Below are 16,665 nucleotides of genomic sequence, written 5' to 3' on the forward strand. Positions count from 1 at the left end.
GTTTTTAAAAATCATGAAAATCTATTTTTTAATCACTTTCCTCTGCATTTTTTCTGTTACGGCAGAGAATATTTATTCCCAGTCGAAAACGGTCAGTGTCGAACTAAAAAACATAACGCTAAAAGATGCTTTTCGTGAATTAGAAAAAAACAGTGACTACCTGTTTCTTTTTATGGATAACACCGAAAGAGGTTTATCAACGAATGTGAACGTATCCTTTAACAACAAATCTATAAACGAAATAATGGATTTGTTGTTGAAAAATACAGACCTGGTCTACTCTATCGTCAACAGGCAGATCACCATTTCAAGGAAACCGGGAACTATTGAAAATGGGAAAAAAGCTGACAATAAAGTCAGTACCAAAGAAGTGCAGCAAACCCGTAAAACCATTACCGGAACAGTAAGGGATGCTAACGGAGAATCCATTATAGGGGCTAATATTATTGAAGTAGGTACATCTAATGGAACCATTACCGATGTAAATGGAAACTTCACCTTGAATGTGGCAAACGATGCGGCTATCCAGATCACTTATATCGGATATCTGAGCCAAACAGTCAATACAACGGGAAACACAAACTTCAACATCACTCTCAGAGAAGATACGCAAGCGCTTGAAGAGGTGGTGGTCGTGGGGTACGGCATTCAACGCAAAGAAAATCTTACCGGTGCGGTTGCAACCGTGGATGTAGGTAAAGCATTGAGCGGACGTCCTATTACCGACGTTGGTCGCGGATTGCAAGGAACTACACCGGGGCTTTCGGTTGTTATACCAAGCGGAGAGATCGGTTCTGATCCAACGATCAAAGTTCGTGGACAGATCGGTTCTATTGAAGGCGGCTCGGCTCCACTTATTCTATTGGATAACGTTGAAATACCATCACTCTTAATGGTCAACCCCGATGATATCGAATCTATTTCCGTATTAAAAGATGCGGCTTCTGCTTCTATTTACGGAGCGAAAGCTGCTTTCGGGGTTATCCTTATCACTACCAAAAAAGGAGCTGCCCAGCAACGCGTGAATGTGAGTTATTCGGGAAATTTCACTTGGCAAAATATCTCCAAAAAGATGGAAATGGGCGGTATAGACGCTTTGCAGTATAGTGTGGATGCTTTTAAAAACGCAGGCGGAACAGTAGCCGGCGCTTTTGTGCAAATTACAGAGGAAGGACTGGAAAAAGCCAAAGCCTGGCATGAAAAATATTACGGGAAAATAGGCGTAGAAGATCCATACGTTTATGGACGTGACTGGTACGTAGACGCCAACAACCGCAAAATAGGTTTAAGGACATTCGACCCTTATGATTACATGATTAAAGAATGGACTCCTTCCATGAACCACAATGTTTCCGTCAGTGGAAAAACACTAAATACCACCTACAATGTCGGTGTGGGTTATATAAGTCAGGACGGTTTGATGAAACCGGCAAAACACGACGACTTTAAACGCTACAACGGATCATTGAGGTTAAGCACGGATATCAACAAATACCTGACAGCAAGGGCAGGTGCCATGTATTCTGCCAGAGAAAAGAGATATGGGTATGCAACCAGTTCCACTACCGCCGATCCATGGCTCTATCTTTACCGTTGGGGACCCACCATGCCCATGGGGTATGACGAGAACGGAAGCATAATCAGAAGCCCTTATTCCGAGCTTAAACAAGCCAATACAGCCTCAAGAAGTAATGACTATACCAGTGTGAATATTGGCGCTACGCTCAATATAACAAAAGACTGGAAGTTTGATGTTGACTTTAATCATTCCAAGAATGATTACATCACATTACAACCTGGGACACGTTATACGGCGGCAAATTCCTGGGTGGCTGCTGTGGTAAAGAATGATGAAAACGGAAACCGTATATATGTCAACGATGCCGGTGAAGTTGTTTCATCTACCACCGCGGGAGCAATGCCTGCCTTCATGTTGAACACACACGAATATACGGGAAGCGGTTCCAATCCTGACCATATATACCGCCGTTCGGAAAAATCGGTGCGCGACACCTGGAACATGACTACGACGTATGACCTGAATTTGAATGAAGATCATAATTTTAATTTTTTGTTGGGTGTAAACCGTGTTACGTATGAAACGGAGTGGAACTGGTCGCAGAAAACAAAATTATTGGACATCGCAAATCCTCAGTTTAACCTTGCCGTAGGTACTGAAACAGTTGGCGGGGATTTTGACTGGGATGCTCAACTGGGTTATTTCGGCCGTGTCAATTATACGTTTAAAGAGCGGTATTTGTTTGAAGCAAATCTGCGTTACGATGGTACGTCCAAGTTTCCTTCCAATTTGAGATGGAGATACTTCCCTTCATTTTCAGCAGGTTGGCGTCTAAGTGAAGAGCCGTTTATGCAGTTCATGCAACCCACGCTTTCATCGTTGAAATTAAGAGGGTCTTGGGGGAGCATCGGCGACCAGACAGTAGCAAACAGTTTGTACGTTCCCACTATCACAATCGGTACGATTTCTTATCTGGATGAAAATGGAAACAAATTATTTTATGCAGCCCCACCCGCGGCCGTCTCACCCAAAATCGGATGGCAGAATATCGAGACCCTGAATTTAGGAATAGATACCCGACTCTTCAAAAACTCATTTGGAATCACTTTCGATTGGTATCAGCGCGATACCAAGGATATGATTATTCCCGGTGCAAATGTCAGTCTTGCTTACGGTACAGGCGCACCCAAGCAAAATCTGGGAGAATTAAGAACCAAGGGTTGGGAGTTATTGGTCGACTATACGCATCGTTTTAACAACAAATTATCTGTCAATGCGATGGTGACCGTCTCCGATGCTGTCACTGAAATTACGAAATACAGCGACACTCAATTGGTCAGCGGTTGGTATGTAGGAAAAACGTACGGAGAAATATGGGGTTATGAAACCGATCGCTTATATCAAAAAGATGACTTTGTATGGAATGGAGATCAAATAGTAACCACGTATGCATTGTACGGGAAAGAAGTGGCAGCAGGTACTGCCGGAGCTAAAGTCGTAAACAAGCTTTCTGACCCGAATGGCGTATACCAGGATCGTTTTCAATCCGGTAATTACAGGATGGGGCCGGGCGACCCTAAATTTGTTGACCTTAACGGCGACGGGGACATCAGTCCGGGAAGCAGTACGGTCGATGACCCGGGCGACAGGAAAGTCATTGGTAATTCAACTCCGAGGTATGAATACGGATTCCGTTTGGGAGCCGAATATAAAGGATTCGACTTCTCCGTCTTTTTCCAAGGTGTGGGCAAACGTGAACTCTGGGGAAATGGATTTCTGGCGATCCCCGGATATAACTCATCGGACGGCGCCATGCCGCAGGCTATTGCCGGTAATTATTGGAGGGAAGACCACACGGATGCGTTCTATCCTCGCGCGTATAATCTTGGCAGTTCAAATAATACATTGGGCATTGTACCCCAAACTCGTTATTTATTGGATATGTCCTATTTAAGAATGAAGAACCTGACTTTCGGATATTCATTGCCTGCCAATTTGATTACGAAGATAGGGCTTCAAAAAACGCGTGTTTACATTGCTTTGGAAAACTTCCTGACGTTTGATAACCTGAATGATCTCCCGATTGACCCGGAAGAAGTGCAAGGTTATTCAATGTTCAATGACGAAAACTATAACTCCGGTCGTACGGGGGTAGGAGCTCCAACAATGAAATCGATGTCAGTTGGTTTTCAATTAAATTTTTAAATAAGATCATAAAATGAAGAAACATATATTTTATACGCTACTTATTGTCGTGCTCGTCTCAGTCGGTTGCGACGATATATTGGATCGCCCCCAGAAAACAAAAGCCAATGATGAAACGTACTGGAGGAGCGAATCCGATTTCCGTTTATATGCAAATGAATTTTATACGCAGTATTTTGTGGGGTACAGCGCGAGTTGGGGGGTGGATTATGCTCCTCTACGCGGCTATTATTTTTCTGACGATGTGGCTTATACCGGTACGCAAAGCAACCTGGAGAACGCCATTCCCTCAAGCCGCGGATCTACGTCATTGGCTTCTACCAGCGATCTCTGGCTCACCAAGTACGCCAGCGCCACTTGGAACTTTGGATGGGTACGCAAAGTAAACATCATGATAGAACGTCTTGAAAAAGTGGGGGTTAATTATTTATCGGAAGAGGCTTATAACCATTGGATGGGGGTAGCCCGTTTCTTTCGGGCCTTTGAATATCACCGTTTAGTCTGGTCGTTTGGCGATGTTCCCTATTATGGAACAACATTTTCAGAAGACAATTCAGACGAAATGTATAAAGACAGAACACCCAGAAAAGAAGTCATGGAGCATGTGTATGACGATTTACGCTTTGCTTTTGCCAATATCCGGACAAATGATGGCGCAATGTACCTGAATAAAGACATTGCTGCTGGATTTATCACGCGCATCATGCTCTACGAAGGAACCTGGCAAAAATACCATAACATCAGCCAGGAAAACGCGAAGAAGTATCTTGAATTTGCCCAGGAAGCCGGCGATTATGTGATTGGGACAGGAAAGTACGCGATTTCAGGCGACTTCAGGAGTTTATTTGGTTCGTTCGACTTAAAAGGTCATCCGGAAGTGTTAATGTACAGACATTATGACGCAGCCAATGCCACACACGCTGTGGCTTCCTATTCAAATGGAAGGGAATCTCAAAATCCATCCTCCAATTTGGCATTGGCAAAGGCCTTTATCTGCAATGACGGTAAACCGTACCAGACTTCAAGCGTTGCAAACGCCGACATTTTAGACATTACCAATATGATCAAAACGCGCGATCCCCGTTTCGAAGCTACTTTCTATAACTACCCTAAAATAGAGGCGTCCACGCTTTTGTATGCGTGCAAATTTATTTCGCGCGAAGGATCGTCTTGGGTTGGAACGCTACCTCCTCAATACGGGAGTATGACAAATACAAACGACTATCCCGTAATGCGTTATTCTGAAGTATTGCTGAACTGGATCGAAGCGAAAGCCGAACTGGAGACATTAGGTGGAACGGCAGTAACCCAGGCAGATATAAGCATATCTATCAATGCCATACGCAACAGGCCTTTGGATAATGAAGCCATTGCATTGGGCGTTCAACAAACAGCGGCAATGGATTTGGCTCTTATCAATGATTCTTTTGATCCTGCACGGGATAGCGATGTTCCGGCCCTTATTTGGGAAATTCGCCGCGAACGCCGAATGGAGTTCGTATATGAACACACCCGTTTAGCCGACATTCGACGTTGGAAAAAACTGGAATATATGGATAACAATAAATATCCGGATACGATGTTGGGGTTGTGGATTGATATAGCCAATGAACTACCCACTTATCTCGTTACGACCACCAGGGTAATGAAAGCTGATGGAACCATCGTGACATACAACGGCTCAAATGCAAGCGATATGGTGGGATTCTACATCCCAACAAACGCAAATGCAAGGGACTTATTCGGGGATTTTAATTACCTGGCGCCTGTAGGAAAAGCACAAATAGAGCAGTATGCCGATGCCGGCTATACTTTGACACAAACCGCCGGATGGTTTTAACCTATAAGACTTGATAAAGTAAAAGGAGAGGCGCTTGCCTCTCCTTTTCGGTGATCCGAGAATGATTAGCAAAATAGAAGAAATAATGAAAAAAGAATCTATACAATTTAATCTGTTCTTTGTATTGTTTTTATCCTTTTCAATCGGACTCCAGGGACAAAAGAAACATAAGGATATCGAAAAGGATTTTTTCCCTTTTTCCGTATGGTACAGCGGTGGCAAAGCCCGGGCTCCTATGCTGTCTGCAATTACGCCTCGTTCTACGGATGAATGGACAACCGATTTGAAACAGATAAAAGATCTTGGGTTTAATACCGTCCGTACTTGGGTTGAGTGGGCTGCTTGCGAACCGGAACCGGGAAGATATAATTTCGACAATTTACACCTTCTGATGCGGATGGCTAATGAAGTAGGACTAAAAGTATTTATACAGATCTATGTGGACTCAGCCCCGGACTGGGTTGCCCACAATCACCCACACGCACTGTTCGAGACACAGAGTGGACATAAAGTACATCCGCAATCAGCTCCCGGAGCCTGTATGGACAACAAAGCGGTAGAAGATGCCATACTCAACTTTTACTCGGAAACAGCCAAAGTAGCTAATTCGTATCCCAATTTATTCGGATGGGATTTGTGGAGTGAACCACATATCATCAACTGGGCGTCCCTCAATTATATTCCTAATGTCCAATTCTGTTTCTGCGAGGGGACACAGACAAAGTTTAGGAAATGGCTTGAGAAAAAATATCACACTCTCGAAAATTTAAATACGGCTTGGTACCGCAATTTCACTGACTGGACACAAGTAGAAGCTCCCAGATTCAGTACAATTTTAAGTTATACCGACTTTATTGACTGGAAAACTTTCATATACGAAAAACTGGTGGAAGACATGCAAGCCCGTTATAACGCAATAAGAAAAGTCGATACAACACACCTCATTACCGCCCATGCTGTCGGGGCATCTCTCTTTCAATCTCCTCACGTAGGAGCCGGTGCCACTGATGACTTTTTAATGGCCAGGCCATTGGATTACTATGGCGTTTCAATCTATCCAAAACACAATAACCCTCAATACGCCTGGTCGGTGACCACACTTCGTACCGTGATGGATTTTATTAGAAGTGCAAACCGGGAAAAAGGAGGATGGTATGTAGGGGAACTGCAGGCCGGATTGGGAACCGTAGCACTTCAGGTGAGCGATCCGGTCACTTCTGACGACCACCGCATATGGATATGGTCGGCTATTGCAAAAGGAGCCAAAGGAGTGAATATCTATGCTTATTACCCCATGTCATCCGGATATGAAGCGGGAGGATACGGCTTGATCAATCTGGATGGGACCATCACAGAGAGGGCTGTCAATGCGGGACAAATAGCTGATGTGGTAAACCGCAATCAACAGCTTTTCCTGAATGCCACCCCCGTCAAGGCTGAAGTAGGGATCGTCTACAATCCACTGACTCAAATGGTGGGAGGTATGCAGCGTCAGGATTTCCCCGGGGCTTTAAACCAGTCGCTGATCGGTTACTTCCAAACATTTGCCAATTACAATATACCTGTAGATTTTATACACAGAGAACATATTGAAAAACAAGATTTTTCACAATATAAACTGATCATTATCCCCTATCCGATCATGTTTACCAGGAAGGCTGCCGCAGGTTTACGAAACTTTGTAGAAAATGGAGGATATGTATTGGCTGAGGCGCGTATTGGATGGAATGACGATCGGGGTTATGCATCAGAAATTATCCCTGGCCTCGGAATGCATGACATATTCGGGGTAAGGGAAGATGAAATCAGAATGCGTGATGATATCAGGTTTACCATAACAAATGAAAATCATCCCGCTCTACAAGGTTTTGATGAAAATAGCAAACTTACAGGATCATTGTATGTACAGTCGTTAAAACTGCTTGACAACAGTGATGCAAAGATTTTAGCCAGCACCGGGCAAGGGCAACCCACCATTGTAAGCAACCGATACGGGAAAGGAGAATCTATGCTGGTAGGAACTTATATGGGAATGGCCAACTTCTCGAAAATCAATCCTGATAATGACAAATTCTTTGTCAACTTATTGAATTGGGCAAAGATCGAAAGGCCTTTCACTACAACCCTTGACGGACGGAGCTCAAATCAGGTGGAAGTCAGGCTTCAGGATAAAAAGGATGGTTATCTCCTTTTTATCATCAACCACAGCAGCGAAAGTGAAGAAATCGGTGTAGAGCTAAATATAGGCTCAAACGGTACATACACTGTGCGGGATATTATCAATGAAACGATAAAAAAGGCATACAGCATCGATAATAAATTGATTATCAATTCTCGTATCGACAGTAAAGGTATCCATATCATAGAATTAACCGCAGACAAGTAAATATCAAATAGAAGGGGTTAGTCCATGGCTGTAATAAGTATTGATTTAGGAGGCACTAAAATTACAGGCGCTCTTTTTGATGAAAATGGCGAAATATGCTGTAGGGTATCTCATCTTCTGGAAAAGAGGAAAGGAGACGAGGTTGGACTGCTGGTATTGAATGTAATCGACACGTTAATTGAGCAATCCGGGTGCCAGAGAGAGGTCATTGAAGCGTTGGGTATTTGTGTTCCGGGTATAGCGAACAGCAAAACGGAACTAATATGGGCACCCAACATCGATTGGGAAAATTATCCGCTCCGGAAGAAAATAGAAAATCATTTAAAAAATGACCCGATTGCAATTAAGATTGCCAGTGACAGAACATGTTATATTTTAGGGGAACATTGGAAAGGTACCGCAAAAAATACCACGAACGCAGTCTACCTTTCAATTGGTACAGGGATAGGTGTTGGACTCCTGATTGATGGGAAGATCATCCATGGACATGGAGATATAGCGGGAGCTGCAGGATGGTTTGCCATGGGAACCCCCTATTCAGAAGAATACAAAAAATATGGATGTTTTGAGAGTTACGCGTCAGGAGACGGTATTGCCCGTCAGGCAAAAAAGATTTTGAGAGAAGGGCATCTGTTTAAAGGAAGTTCATTATACAAAAAAAATATCGAAGAGGTTTCAAGTAAAGATATTTTTGAAGAATTTTATAAAGATGACCCGCTTGCTATATCTGTTATTGAAAAAGCGATTGATCTTTGGGCTATGGCTTCTGCCAATTTAGTCAGCCTGTTAAACCCTGAAATGATTATATGGGGCGGGGGCGTGTTCGGCCCGGCCACAGAATTAATAGGCCGTATTTATGAAAAAGCTTCCAGATGGGCACAGCCCATTGCGATAAAGCAGGTAAAATTCGAAAAGTCAATTTTACAGGGGAACGCCGGACTATACGGCGCCGGTTATCTGGCGCTTACATCAAGAACAAAATAACAGCAGGATTGCATGGGATACAATAAAACTTTGGTGTATATAGCAGCCTGTATAGGCATGGCTTTTTTCGGGGTTGCATTTATTGTCATGGGCGCTGTTTTGCCCTCTTTAACCGCAACATATTCTCTCGACGCAGTAGGTTCATCTTCTTTGGTATCTCTGCTGCCTGTAGGGGTATTGGCAGGTTCACTGCTGTTCGGGGTCATCGTCGACAGGTACGGATATAAATTGTTACTCGTAGTAAGCACGCTGTTTACTTTGTCGGGGATCGAAGGTTTGTCGTTTTTTGAGAACCTGAATATTTTACGTATCTGCATATTCCTTATCGGTCTGGGTGGAGGGATGCTGAACGGATCTACCAACGCACTTGCGTCTGATATTTCGAATGACAGGGAACGGGGCTCAAGACTGAGTATTCTTGGGGTCTGTTACGGTATAGGTGCATTGGGGGTACCTCTTTTATTGGGTATGCTATCCAAAACATACAATTATCAGTTCATATTGCAATGCACCGGATTGGTGATGCTTTTATCCGTTCTTTATTTTATTGCGATAAAATTTCCCGAACCGAAAATCAAACAGGGATTTCCTTTTAAACAGGCTATCCGGTTAATCAAAGAGCCCTTGCTCCTGATAATGGGCTTTTTCCTCTTTTTCCAAAGTGGCATAGAGGGTCTTACGAATAACTGGACTACCAGCTATCTCGACGGAAGAACAGCAATCGGTAGTGACGAGGCGGTGCTGTGCCTCACATTCTTTGTACTGGGAATGACTGTTTCCCGTTTAATATTGAGTTATTTATTACGTATTTTAAAACATGAATATATACTTTTGGGAGGAATTATGACAGCCATTATCGGGATAATTATTCTCGATTATGCCTATAATTTACAATTAGCGGCTATTAGTCTGTTTATTGCGGGATTTGGCCTTGCGGCAGGATTCCCGGTGATCATCAGCTATATAGGCACAGCATACAAAAATATAAGCGGGACAGCAATCGGTCTGGCAATGTTCATTGCATTGACTGGCAATACATTGCTGAATTTTACAATGGGATTTATTTCTGAAACATTTGGAATTTCATCCTTTCCGGTTTTTATTATTATTTTATTGTTGATACAGGGTATCATTCTCCTTACGAATTCAAAATCAATTAAAAATATCTATTAAATTTTACAATTATGTTATCACTTGAATGGTTGGCAAATGCAAGGGGCATTATGCAAAAAATCGAAGAAACTCAGCTGGAAAATATCAAAGAGGCTGCATCAATAATGGCTGATAGTATTGAGTCAAACAACTGGGTACATACATTTGGTTGTGGACATGCCACGATACCCGTGGAAGAAATGTATCCCCGTATTGGAGGTTTTGTCGGATTTCATCCTATGGTAGAATTGCCAATGACATTTTTCACCGGGATAACCGGACAAATGGGTATCCACCAGTTTTTATTCCTTGAACGTGCCGAAGGGTATGGTGATGCGATCATGAAAGCATACAATTTCAACGAGAAAGATTGTATCTGGATTTTTTCACACACAGGGATCAACAATGTGAACATTGACGTGGCTTTGAGGGCAAAGGAACTGGGAATGAAAGTGATTGTGTATGGATCCGCTGCCGAAGCCAAAGGTAAAGTAACCCGCCACCCAAGCGGGAAAACAATTTTCGAAATCGCTGATATTGTTGTAGACTCGTGTGTTCCCGTGGTAGATGCTTCCGTCAATCTGAAGAATCACCAGGACAAAATAGGCCCGGTATCTACGCTGGCATTTGTAACATTGGTCTGGATGACTGTCACTACTGTGGCTGAGATCCTGGCGGACAGGGGCGTTCAATTATTCATACATCCGTCACACAATGTTCCCGGTGATACCACTGCCCAGGAACGACTCGACGCTTGCCTTGCCGAATACAAGAAACGTGTTGCTTCGGTTTAAAAAAGTGCAGAATTTATGAACAGTAACAAATCCCGATTTGGTATGGTAAAACTAAACATAACGCTGTTATTTATTTTTGTTTTCTGTACAGGTCATGCCCAATCATCCTGGATACGTGTCAACCAGGTCGGCTATCTCGAAGACGATGTGAAAGTGGCCGTCTGGATCAGCAAGGAGAACAATGTTGTCCGCGAATTCCAGGTAATAGATCTGGCTACGAAAGAGACCGTATTTACAGGGTCCGATATCCGGAATACAGGGAAGCAGCCGGCATTCGAATCATCGGCAAGGCTTAATTTCACGGCACTCAAAAGGCCGGGTAGTTACATCGTGAAAGTGGGCGAAACAGAATCCGTCCCATTCTGTATTGGCAACGATGTGTATGCCGGGGCAGCGGATATCCCGTTAAAGTACATGCGCCAACAACGATGTGGTTACAACCCTTTCCTCAAAGACTCATGCCATGTGCACGATGCCATTTCCGTAGGTGATCCCGAAGGAAAGCGGGACGGACTCTATTTTAATACTGTCGGCGGATGGCACGATGCGTCGGATTACCTGCAATACGTGACTACGTCCGCCAATGCCGTCTATCAAATGCTCTTTGCATACAGCCAACATCCCGGATCATTTTCAGACAGGTATGATGCAAACGGACATGAAGGAGCAAACGGCATTCCCGATATCCTGGACGAAGCCAAATGGGGATTGGATTGGTTGGTGAAAATGAATCCCGACGCCGATACCTATTTCAACCAACTGGCTGACGACAGGGATCATGTGGGATTTACATTGCCCAACGAACAGAAGGTCGATTACGGCTGGGGGCCGGGAAAAGAACGCCCCGTCTATTTTGTCAGTCCCAAACCGCAGGGGTTGTTCAAGTATAAGAACAGGAGTACCGGAATGGCTTCCACCTTAGGAAAATATGCCTCTTCATTTTCTTTGGGCGCTAAACTCCTGGCCGACTATTACCCCGAATTTTCCGATTTGTTAGCGCAAAAAGCACAGGATGCCTATCACAAAGGCGCTGAAAACCCCGGGGTTTCACAAACAGCCCCCGGGGGAGCGCCCTATTTCTATGAAGAGGATAATTGGGCCGACGACATGCAGCTGGCAGCCATGGAAATGTACAATTCTACCGGACAAAAAGAGTATCTGACACAAGCAATCAATTATGGCAGGTTGGAGCCTGTAACCCCTTGGATGGGCGCCGATTCGGCTCGTCATTATCAATGGTACCCGTTCGTAAACCTTGGCAATTATCATTTAGCGGCACAGCATGGCAATCTACGCGCTCAAAAAGAGTTTATACGAAATATGAGGACAGGCTTGCAACGGGTAAAAGAACGGGCTGAAGGGGATGCTTTCCTGAACGGAATACCGTTTATCTGGTGCTCCAATAACCTGACGGTAGGTTTTATTACCCAGTGCAGATTATACCACGACATCACAGGCGATGATTCATTTCTTGAAATCGAAACCGCCATGCGCGACTGGCTGCTGGGATGTAATCCATGGGGTACCTCCATGATTGTGGGATATCCCGAACAGGGTGACACACCGACAGATCCGCATTCAGCGTTCACACACCTCCACCGGATACCGGTCACAGGAGGCATAGTAGACGGCCCCATTTATCACTCTATTTTCAGTAGTTTAATCGGTATCTATCTGACAAATGAAGATGAATACGCCGATTTTCAGTCGGACTATGTGGTATACCATGATGATTACGCCGATTATTCTACCAATGAACCGACTATGGATGGAACCGCCTCGCTTACTTATTATCTGGGTTATCTGAGTGCACAGGCAAAGCTAGCGAAAAAAGTAGCAGGAGGTATCGTACGCGGCGATACATCCAAAAAACAACTGTCGCTTGTTTTTACCGGCCACGAATATGCCGACGGAGCCAGGAAAATACAAGAAGTGCTGAAAAAAAATAATATAAAAGGCACATTCTTCCTCACCGGCGATTTCTACAGGAAATACCCCGCCATTGCAAGGGATCTCCAGAAGGACGGCCACTACCTTGGACCACACTCCGACAAACATCTTTTGTATGCAGACTGGAAGAACCGTGATTCGACCCTGATCTTACGGACTGATTTCGAAAAAGATCTGAATGATAATTATCAGGCGATGGAAGAAATCGGATTAAAAATTGAATCTCCACGATACTTTATGCCACCCTACGAATGGTATAATCAGGAAATAAGCAACTGGACCGAAGCGATGGGCGTACAAATAGTGAATTTCACCCCCGGTACAACTTCCAATGCCGATTATACAACGCCTGATATGAAGAATTATCTTTCGTCGGAAACAATTTACAACAACATCCTGGCGTATGAAGAAAAGAATGGATTGAATGGCTTTCTACTCCTGGTCCATATTGGCACCGATCCGAAACGGATTGACAAATTGTACGACCGGTTGGAAGATATGATAAAGGAACTGAAAAAAAGAGGTTATGAATTTAAGAGAGTAGATAAACTATTGAAAGATTGAAGTGATCCACCGATTTTTCTTATTTTTGTAAAAATTCAGAAAAGCATCTATTGATCGTCAGTCCTCCGTACTCAAACTTATCATTTCATTTTGATAAACAGTCCTATATCCATAAAGAGAAAGTAAAATAATCACATGAAAAGATCCGTTTTTATTCTATTCATCCTTGCTCTATCTTATTCTGTTTTTTCACAGAATCCTGCCGACGATTCATTGAAACTGAAATTGAACAGTTCTCTCACCAATATCTATAAAGAAGTCATACTGCGTCCCGGAAGGGTTACGGTAGACAGTATTGTACTGAATGAACGGAAAAAGAGTATAGAGTTGCACACCAACCTGTCGCTATCATACCTCCCCATGCGGGAAAATACCGTACTGCATATCTATGACAGCGTACGCTACCACCTGCCTCCGGCACAGAAAAAATATCACATAAGCGTTTTTTCCGACGGACAGGAGATCAGCCACCTGATCCCCAATTTCTTCCGGAGTAAGCAGAAAGACAAGAACCGGATGATCGCACACCGGGTAAAAAAACCGCTCGTCACCAATATCTCTTCTCCTATGGGAGATTTCGACAAAGGATTGCAAAACAACCATATTGCACTGTGGCAAAGCCATGGTTGGTATTACGAGCAGAAACTGGGACGGTGGGAATGGCAGCGGGCACGTATCTTCCAAACGGTAGAAGACCTTTACACACAGAGTTATGTCCTGCCGTTCCTGGTACCGATGCTTGAGAACGCGGGAGCGAACGTACTGATGCCACGCGAACGGGATTATAACAAAACAGAACTGATCATAGACAATGATAGTCCTGCAGAAGCGAACAACTCCGGCCAGCCTGCCAGATATGGCGATTCACACTATAAGGAAATCAATGGAAAAGAAAGATGGCAAAATACCGATTCCGCAGGTTTTGCCAATCCAAAAGAAATCTATCCGGATGGTGAAAATCCGTTCAGGATGGGAACAGCCAGACAAATCAAGACAATAACCCGCGGTGAAGAGAGCCTCGCCGAATGGTATCCCGATATTCCCGAAAAGGGAAAATATGGTGTCTATGTATCCTATCAAACAGTCAGGAACAGTACAGACGACGCGCTCTACAGCGTGTATCATGCCGGTGGAAGGACCGATTTCCGGGTCAACCAGCAAATGGGGGGCGGCACCTGGATATTTCTGGGATATTTTTATTTCGACGAAGGAAATAATCATAAAATAACACTCACCAACAGGAGCAGCCGTGCAGGGAGGATTGTCATTGCCGATGCAGTAAAAATAGGTGGGGGAATGGGAAATATCGCAAGAATGCCCCATCCCGACGGATTTGAAAAAGAAAATACAAAAAGTTCCGAAAAACAGGTTTCCAAGGAAACACTTATACCAAAGATCAACTATTCACCCGAGATAAGCGGCTACCCGCGTTATACCGAGGGAGCACGTTACTGGATGCAGTGGGCGGGCGTACCCGACAGCGTATACAACCGCACTGAAGGGAAGAATGATTATACCGACGACTATGCATCACGCGGTGCATGGGTGAACTGGCTGGCAGGTGGCTCGCCGGTACTGCCCAAAGAAGAGGGGCTCAATATCCCTGTGGACATGGCTTTTGCTTTCCATACCGATGCAGGGACTTTCTGGGGAGATACCATAGTAGGAACACTCGGTATTTATATGACGCATTTTAACGACAGGTTATTCGAAAACGGAAGATCGAGATGGGCCTCGCGCGATCTCTCCGAACTGGTGATGGAAGAGATCGTCAGCGATATACGACGCGAATTCGAACCGGAATGGACACGCCGCCATCTCTGGAACCGTTCTTATGCCGAAGCGCGTATGCCTGACGTACCGACCATGCTACTGGAATTGTTGTCCCATCAAAACTTCGCAGATATGCGCTACGGGTTGGATCCCTCTTTCCGCTTTACCGTGAGCCGCTCCATCTACAAAGGGATGCTCCGCTTCCTGGCGAACCAGTACAACCGTCCCTACGTAGTACAACCACTTCCTGTAAAAGAGTTCAGCACCCGCTTCTCCGGCGATACGGAAGTAGAATTGAAATGGCAGCCATCGCCCGATCCCGCGGAACCGTCAGCCACTCCCACCCGGTATATAGTCTATACCCGCCTCAACGGTGGAGGATTCGATAACGGTGTGATGGTGAACAATAACAGTTATGTGGCATCCATACAAAAAGACACTGTTTACAGTTTTAAGGTAGTGGCTGTGAATGACGGTGGTATCAGCTTTCCCTCGGAGATACTATCCGTATGCCGTAAAACGGGCCAGAGAGGGGAAGTCTTAATCGTAAACGGATTTACGAGGGTTTCCGCTCCGTTCAGTTTTACTACTTCCGAAGACAGCATCGCCGGTTTTGCAGGAAATGTGGACAATGGCGTACCCTATATTGCCGACCATCATTTTATAGGCCATATGCATGAATTCCGTCGCGTGATCCCATGGATGGACGACGACGCATCGGGTTTCGGTGACAGCGGTGCGAATTACGAAACTACCGCAATTGCAGGTAATACTTTCGATTATCCCTTTATTCACGGGCAGGCCTTTGCCAAAGCAGGCTATTCATTTGTATCCTCATCTGTCGCTGCTATTGAAAATAAAAGCCTATCTTTAAACTCCTATAGTATTGTGGACTGGATACTGGGTAAACAACGGGAATGGTCGGTAGCACGGGGAGCAAAACCACCACGGTTCAAAACATTCTCCAAATCCAACCAGGAAGCTATTGCCAATTATTGTAATAACGGCGGCAGCATCATCGTCAGCGGTGCTTTTGTGGGAACCGACCTGTGGGACAATCCGTATGCTTCAGCGGAAGACAGGGAGTGGGCACAAAACACCCTCAGATACAAATGGCGCAACAATTATGGAGCAGTAACCGGAAAGGTCAAAGCGGTGGCTTCGCCCTTCCCTTCCGTTCAGGGAAATTGGTCCTATTATAATACCCTGAACAGTGAAAGCTATGTGGTGGAATATCCCGATGCCATTGAACCGGCAGACGAGAATGCCTTTACCGTCTTTCGCTATTCAGAGAATAATCTAAGCGCCGGCGTCATATATAAAGGAGAACAATATGGTACTGCCATACTGGGATTTCCGATAGAAGCCATAAAAGGCACGGAGAACCGGAATAAATTGGTGAGAGGACTGCTTGAAGCTTTGATTGATTAGAAGTGTGAAGTAGTCAAATCTATAATTTAAGAACACCTAAATTAGAATAAGTCAATTAGTTAATTAG

The 16,665-nt window shown here is 44.4% G+C and carries 8 protein-coding genes; all 8 read left to right on the plus strand.

Annotated elements, in window-relative coordinates; genetic code table 11:
- Positions 1 to 13 precede the first annotated feature (13 nt).
- The 8 genes from PSM36_RS09880 (at position 14) to PSM36_RS09915 (ending at position 16,598) form a co-directional block, all read left to right on the plus strand.
- Positions 14 to 3,724: a TonB-dependent receptor gene (locus tag PSM36_RS09880; protein ID WP_232001404.1), complete on the plus strand. Its 3,711-nt coding sequence runs from the start codon at positions 14 to 16 to the stop codon at positions 3,722 to 3,724.
- 13 nt (positions 3,725 to 3,737) lie between these two features.
- The gene (locus PSM36_RS09885; RefSeq protein ID WP_076930760.1) at positions 3,738 to 5,564 is read left to right on the plus strand and encodes a RagB/SusD family nutrient uptake outer membrane protein; all 1,827 of its coding nucleotides are present in this window, start codon (positions 3,738 to 3,740) and stop codon (positions 5,562 to 5,564) included.
- A gap of 85 nt (positions 5,565 to 5,649) precedes the next feature.
- The gene (locus PSM36_RS09890) at positions 5,650 to 7,950 is read left to right on the plus strand and encodes a beta-galactosidase (protein WP_076930761.1); all 2,301 of its coding nucleotides are present in this window, start codon (positions 5,650 to 5,652) and stop codon (positions 7,948 to 7,950) included.
- A 24-nt stretch (positions 7,951 to 7,974) separates the two neighbouring features.
- Positions 7,975 to 8,934: an ROK family protein gene (locus PSM36_RS09895; RefSeq protein WP_076930762.1), complete on the plus strand. Its 960-nt coding sequence runs from the start codon at positions 7,975 to 7,977 to the stop codon at positions 8,932 to 8,934.
- A gap of 12 nt (positions 8,935 to 8,946) precedes the next feature.
- The gene (locus PSM36_RS09900) at positions 8,947 to 10,107 is read left to right on the plus strand and encodes an MFS transporter (RefSeq protein WP_076930763.1); all 1,161 of its coding nucleotides are present in this window, start codon (positions 8,947 to 8,949) and stop codon (positions 10,105 to 10,107) included.
- A gap of 50 nt (positions 10,108 to 10,157) precedes the next feature.
- Positions 10,158 to 10,880, plus strand: coding sequence for a sugar isomerase domain-containing protein (locus tag PSM36_RS09905; RefSeq protein WP_232001406.1), 723 nt, complete (start codon positions 10,158 to 10,160; stop codon positions 10,878 to 10,880).
- Positions 10,881 to 10,895: 15 nt separating this feature from the next.
- Positions 10,896 to 13,394, plus strand: a complete 2,499-nt coding sequence (locus tag PSM36_RS09910) for a glycoside hydrolase family 9 protein (protein WP_232001407.1) — start codon at positions 10,896 to 10,898, stop codon at positions 13,392 to 13,394.
- A 135-nt stretch (positions 13,395 to 13,529) separates the two neighbouring features.
- On the plus strand, positions 13,530 to 16,598 hold the full coding sequence (locus PSM36_RS09915; protein WP_076930765.1) for a golvesin C-terminal-like domain-containing protein: 3,069 nt from the start codon (positions 13,530 to 13,532) through the stop codon (positions 16,596 to 16,598).
- Positions 16,599 to 16,665 lie beyond the last annotated feature (67 nt).

This window comes from Proteiniphilum saccharofermentans, assembly GCF_900095135.1.
Taxonomy (GTDB): Bacteria; Bacteroidota; Bacteroidia; order Bacteroidales; family Dysgonomonadaceae; genus Proteiniphilum; species Proteiniphilum saccharofermentans.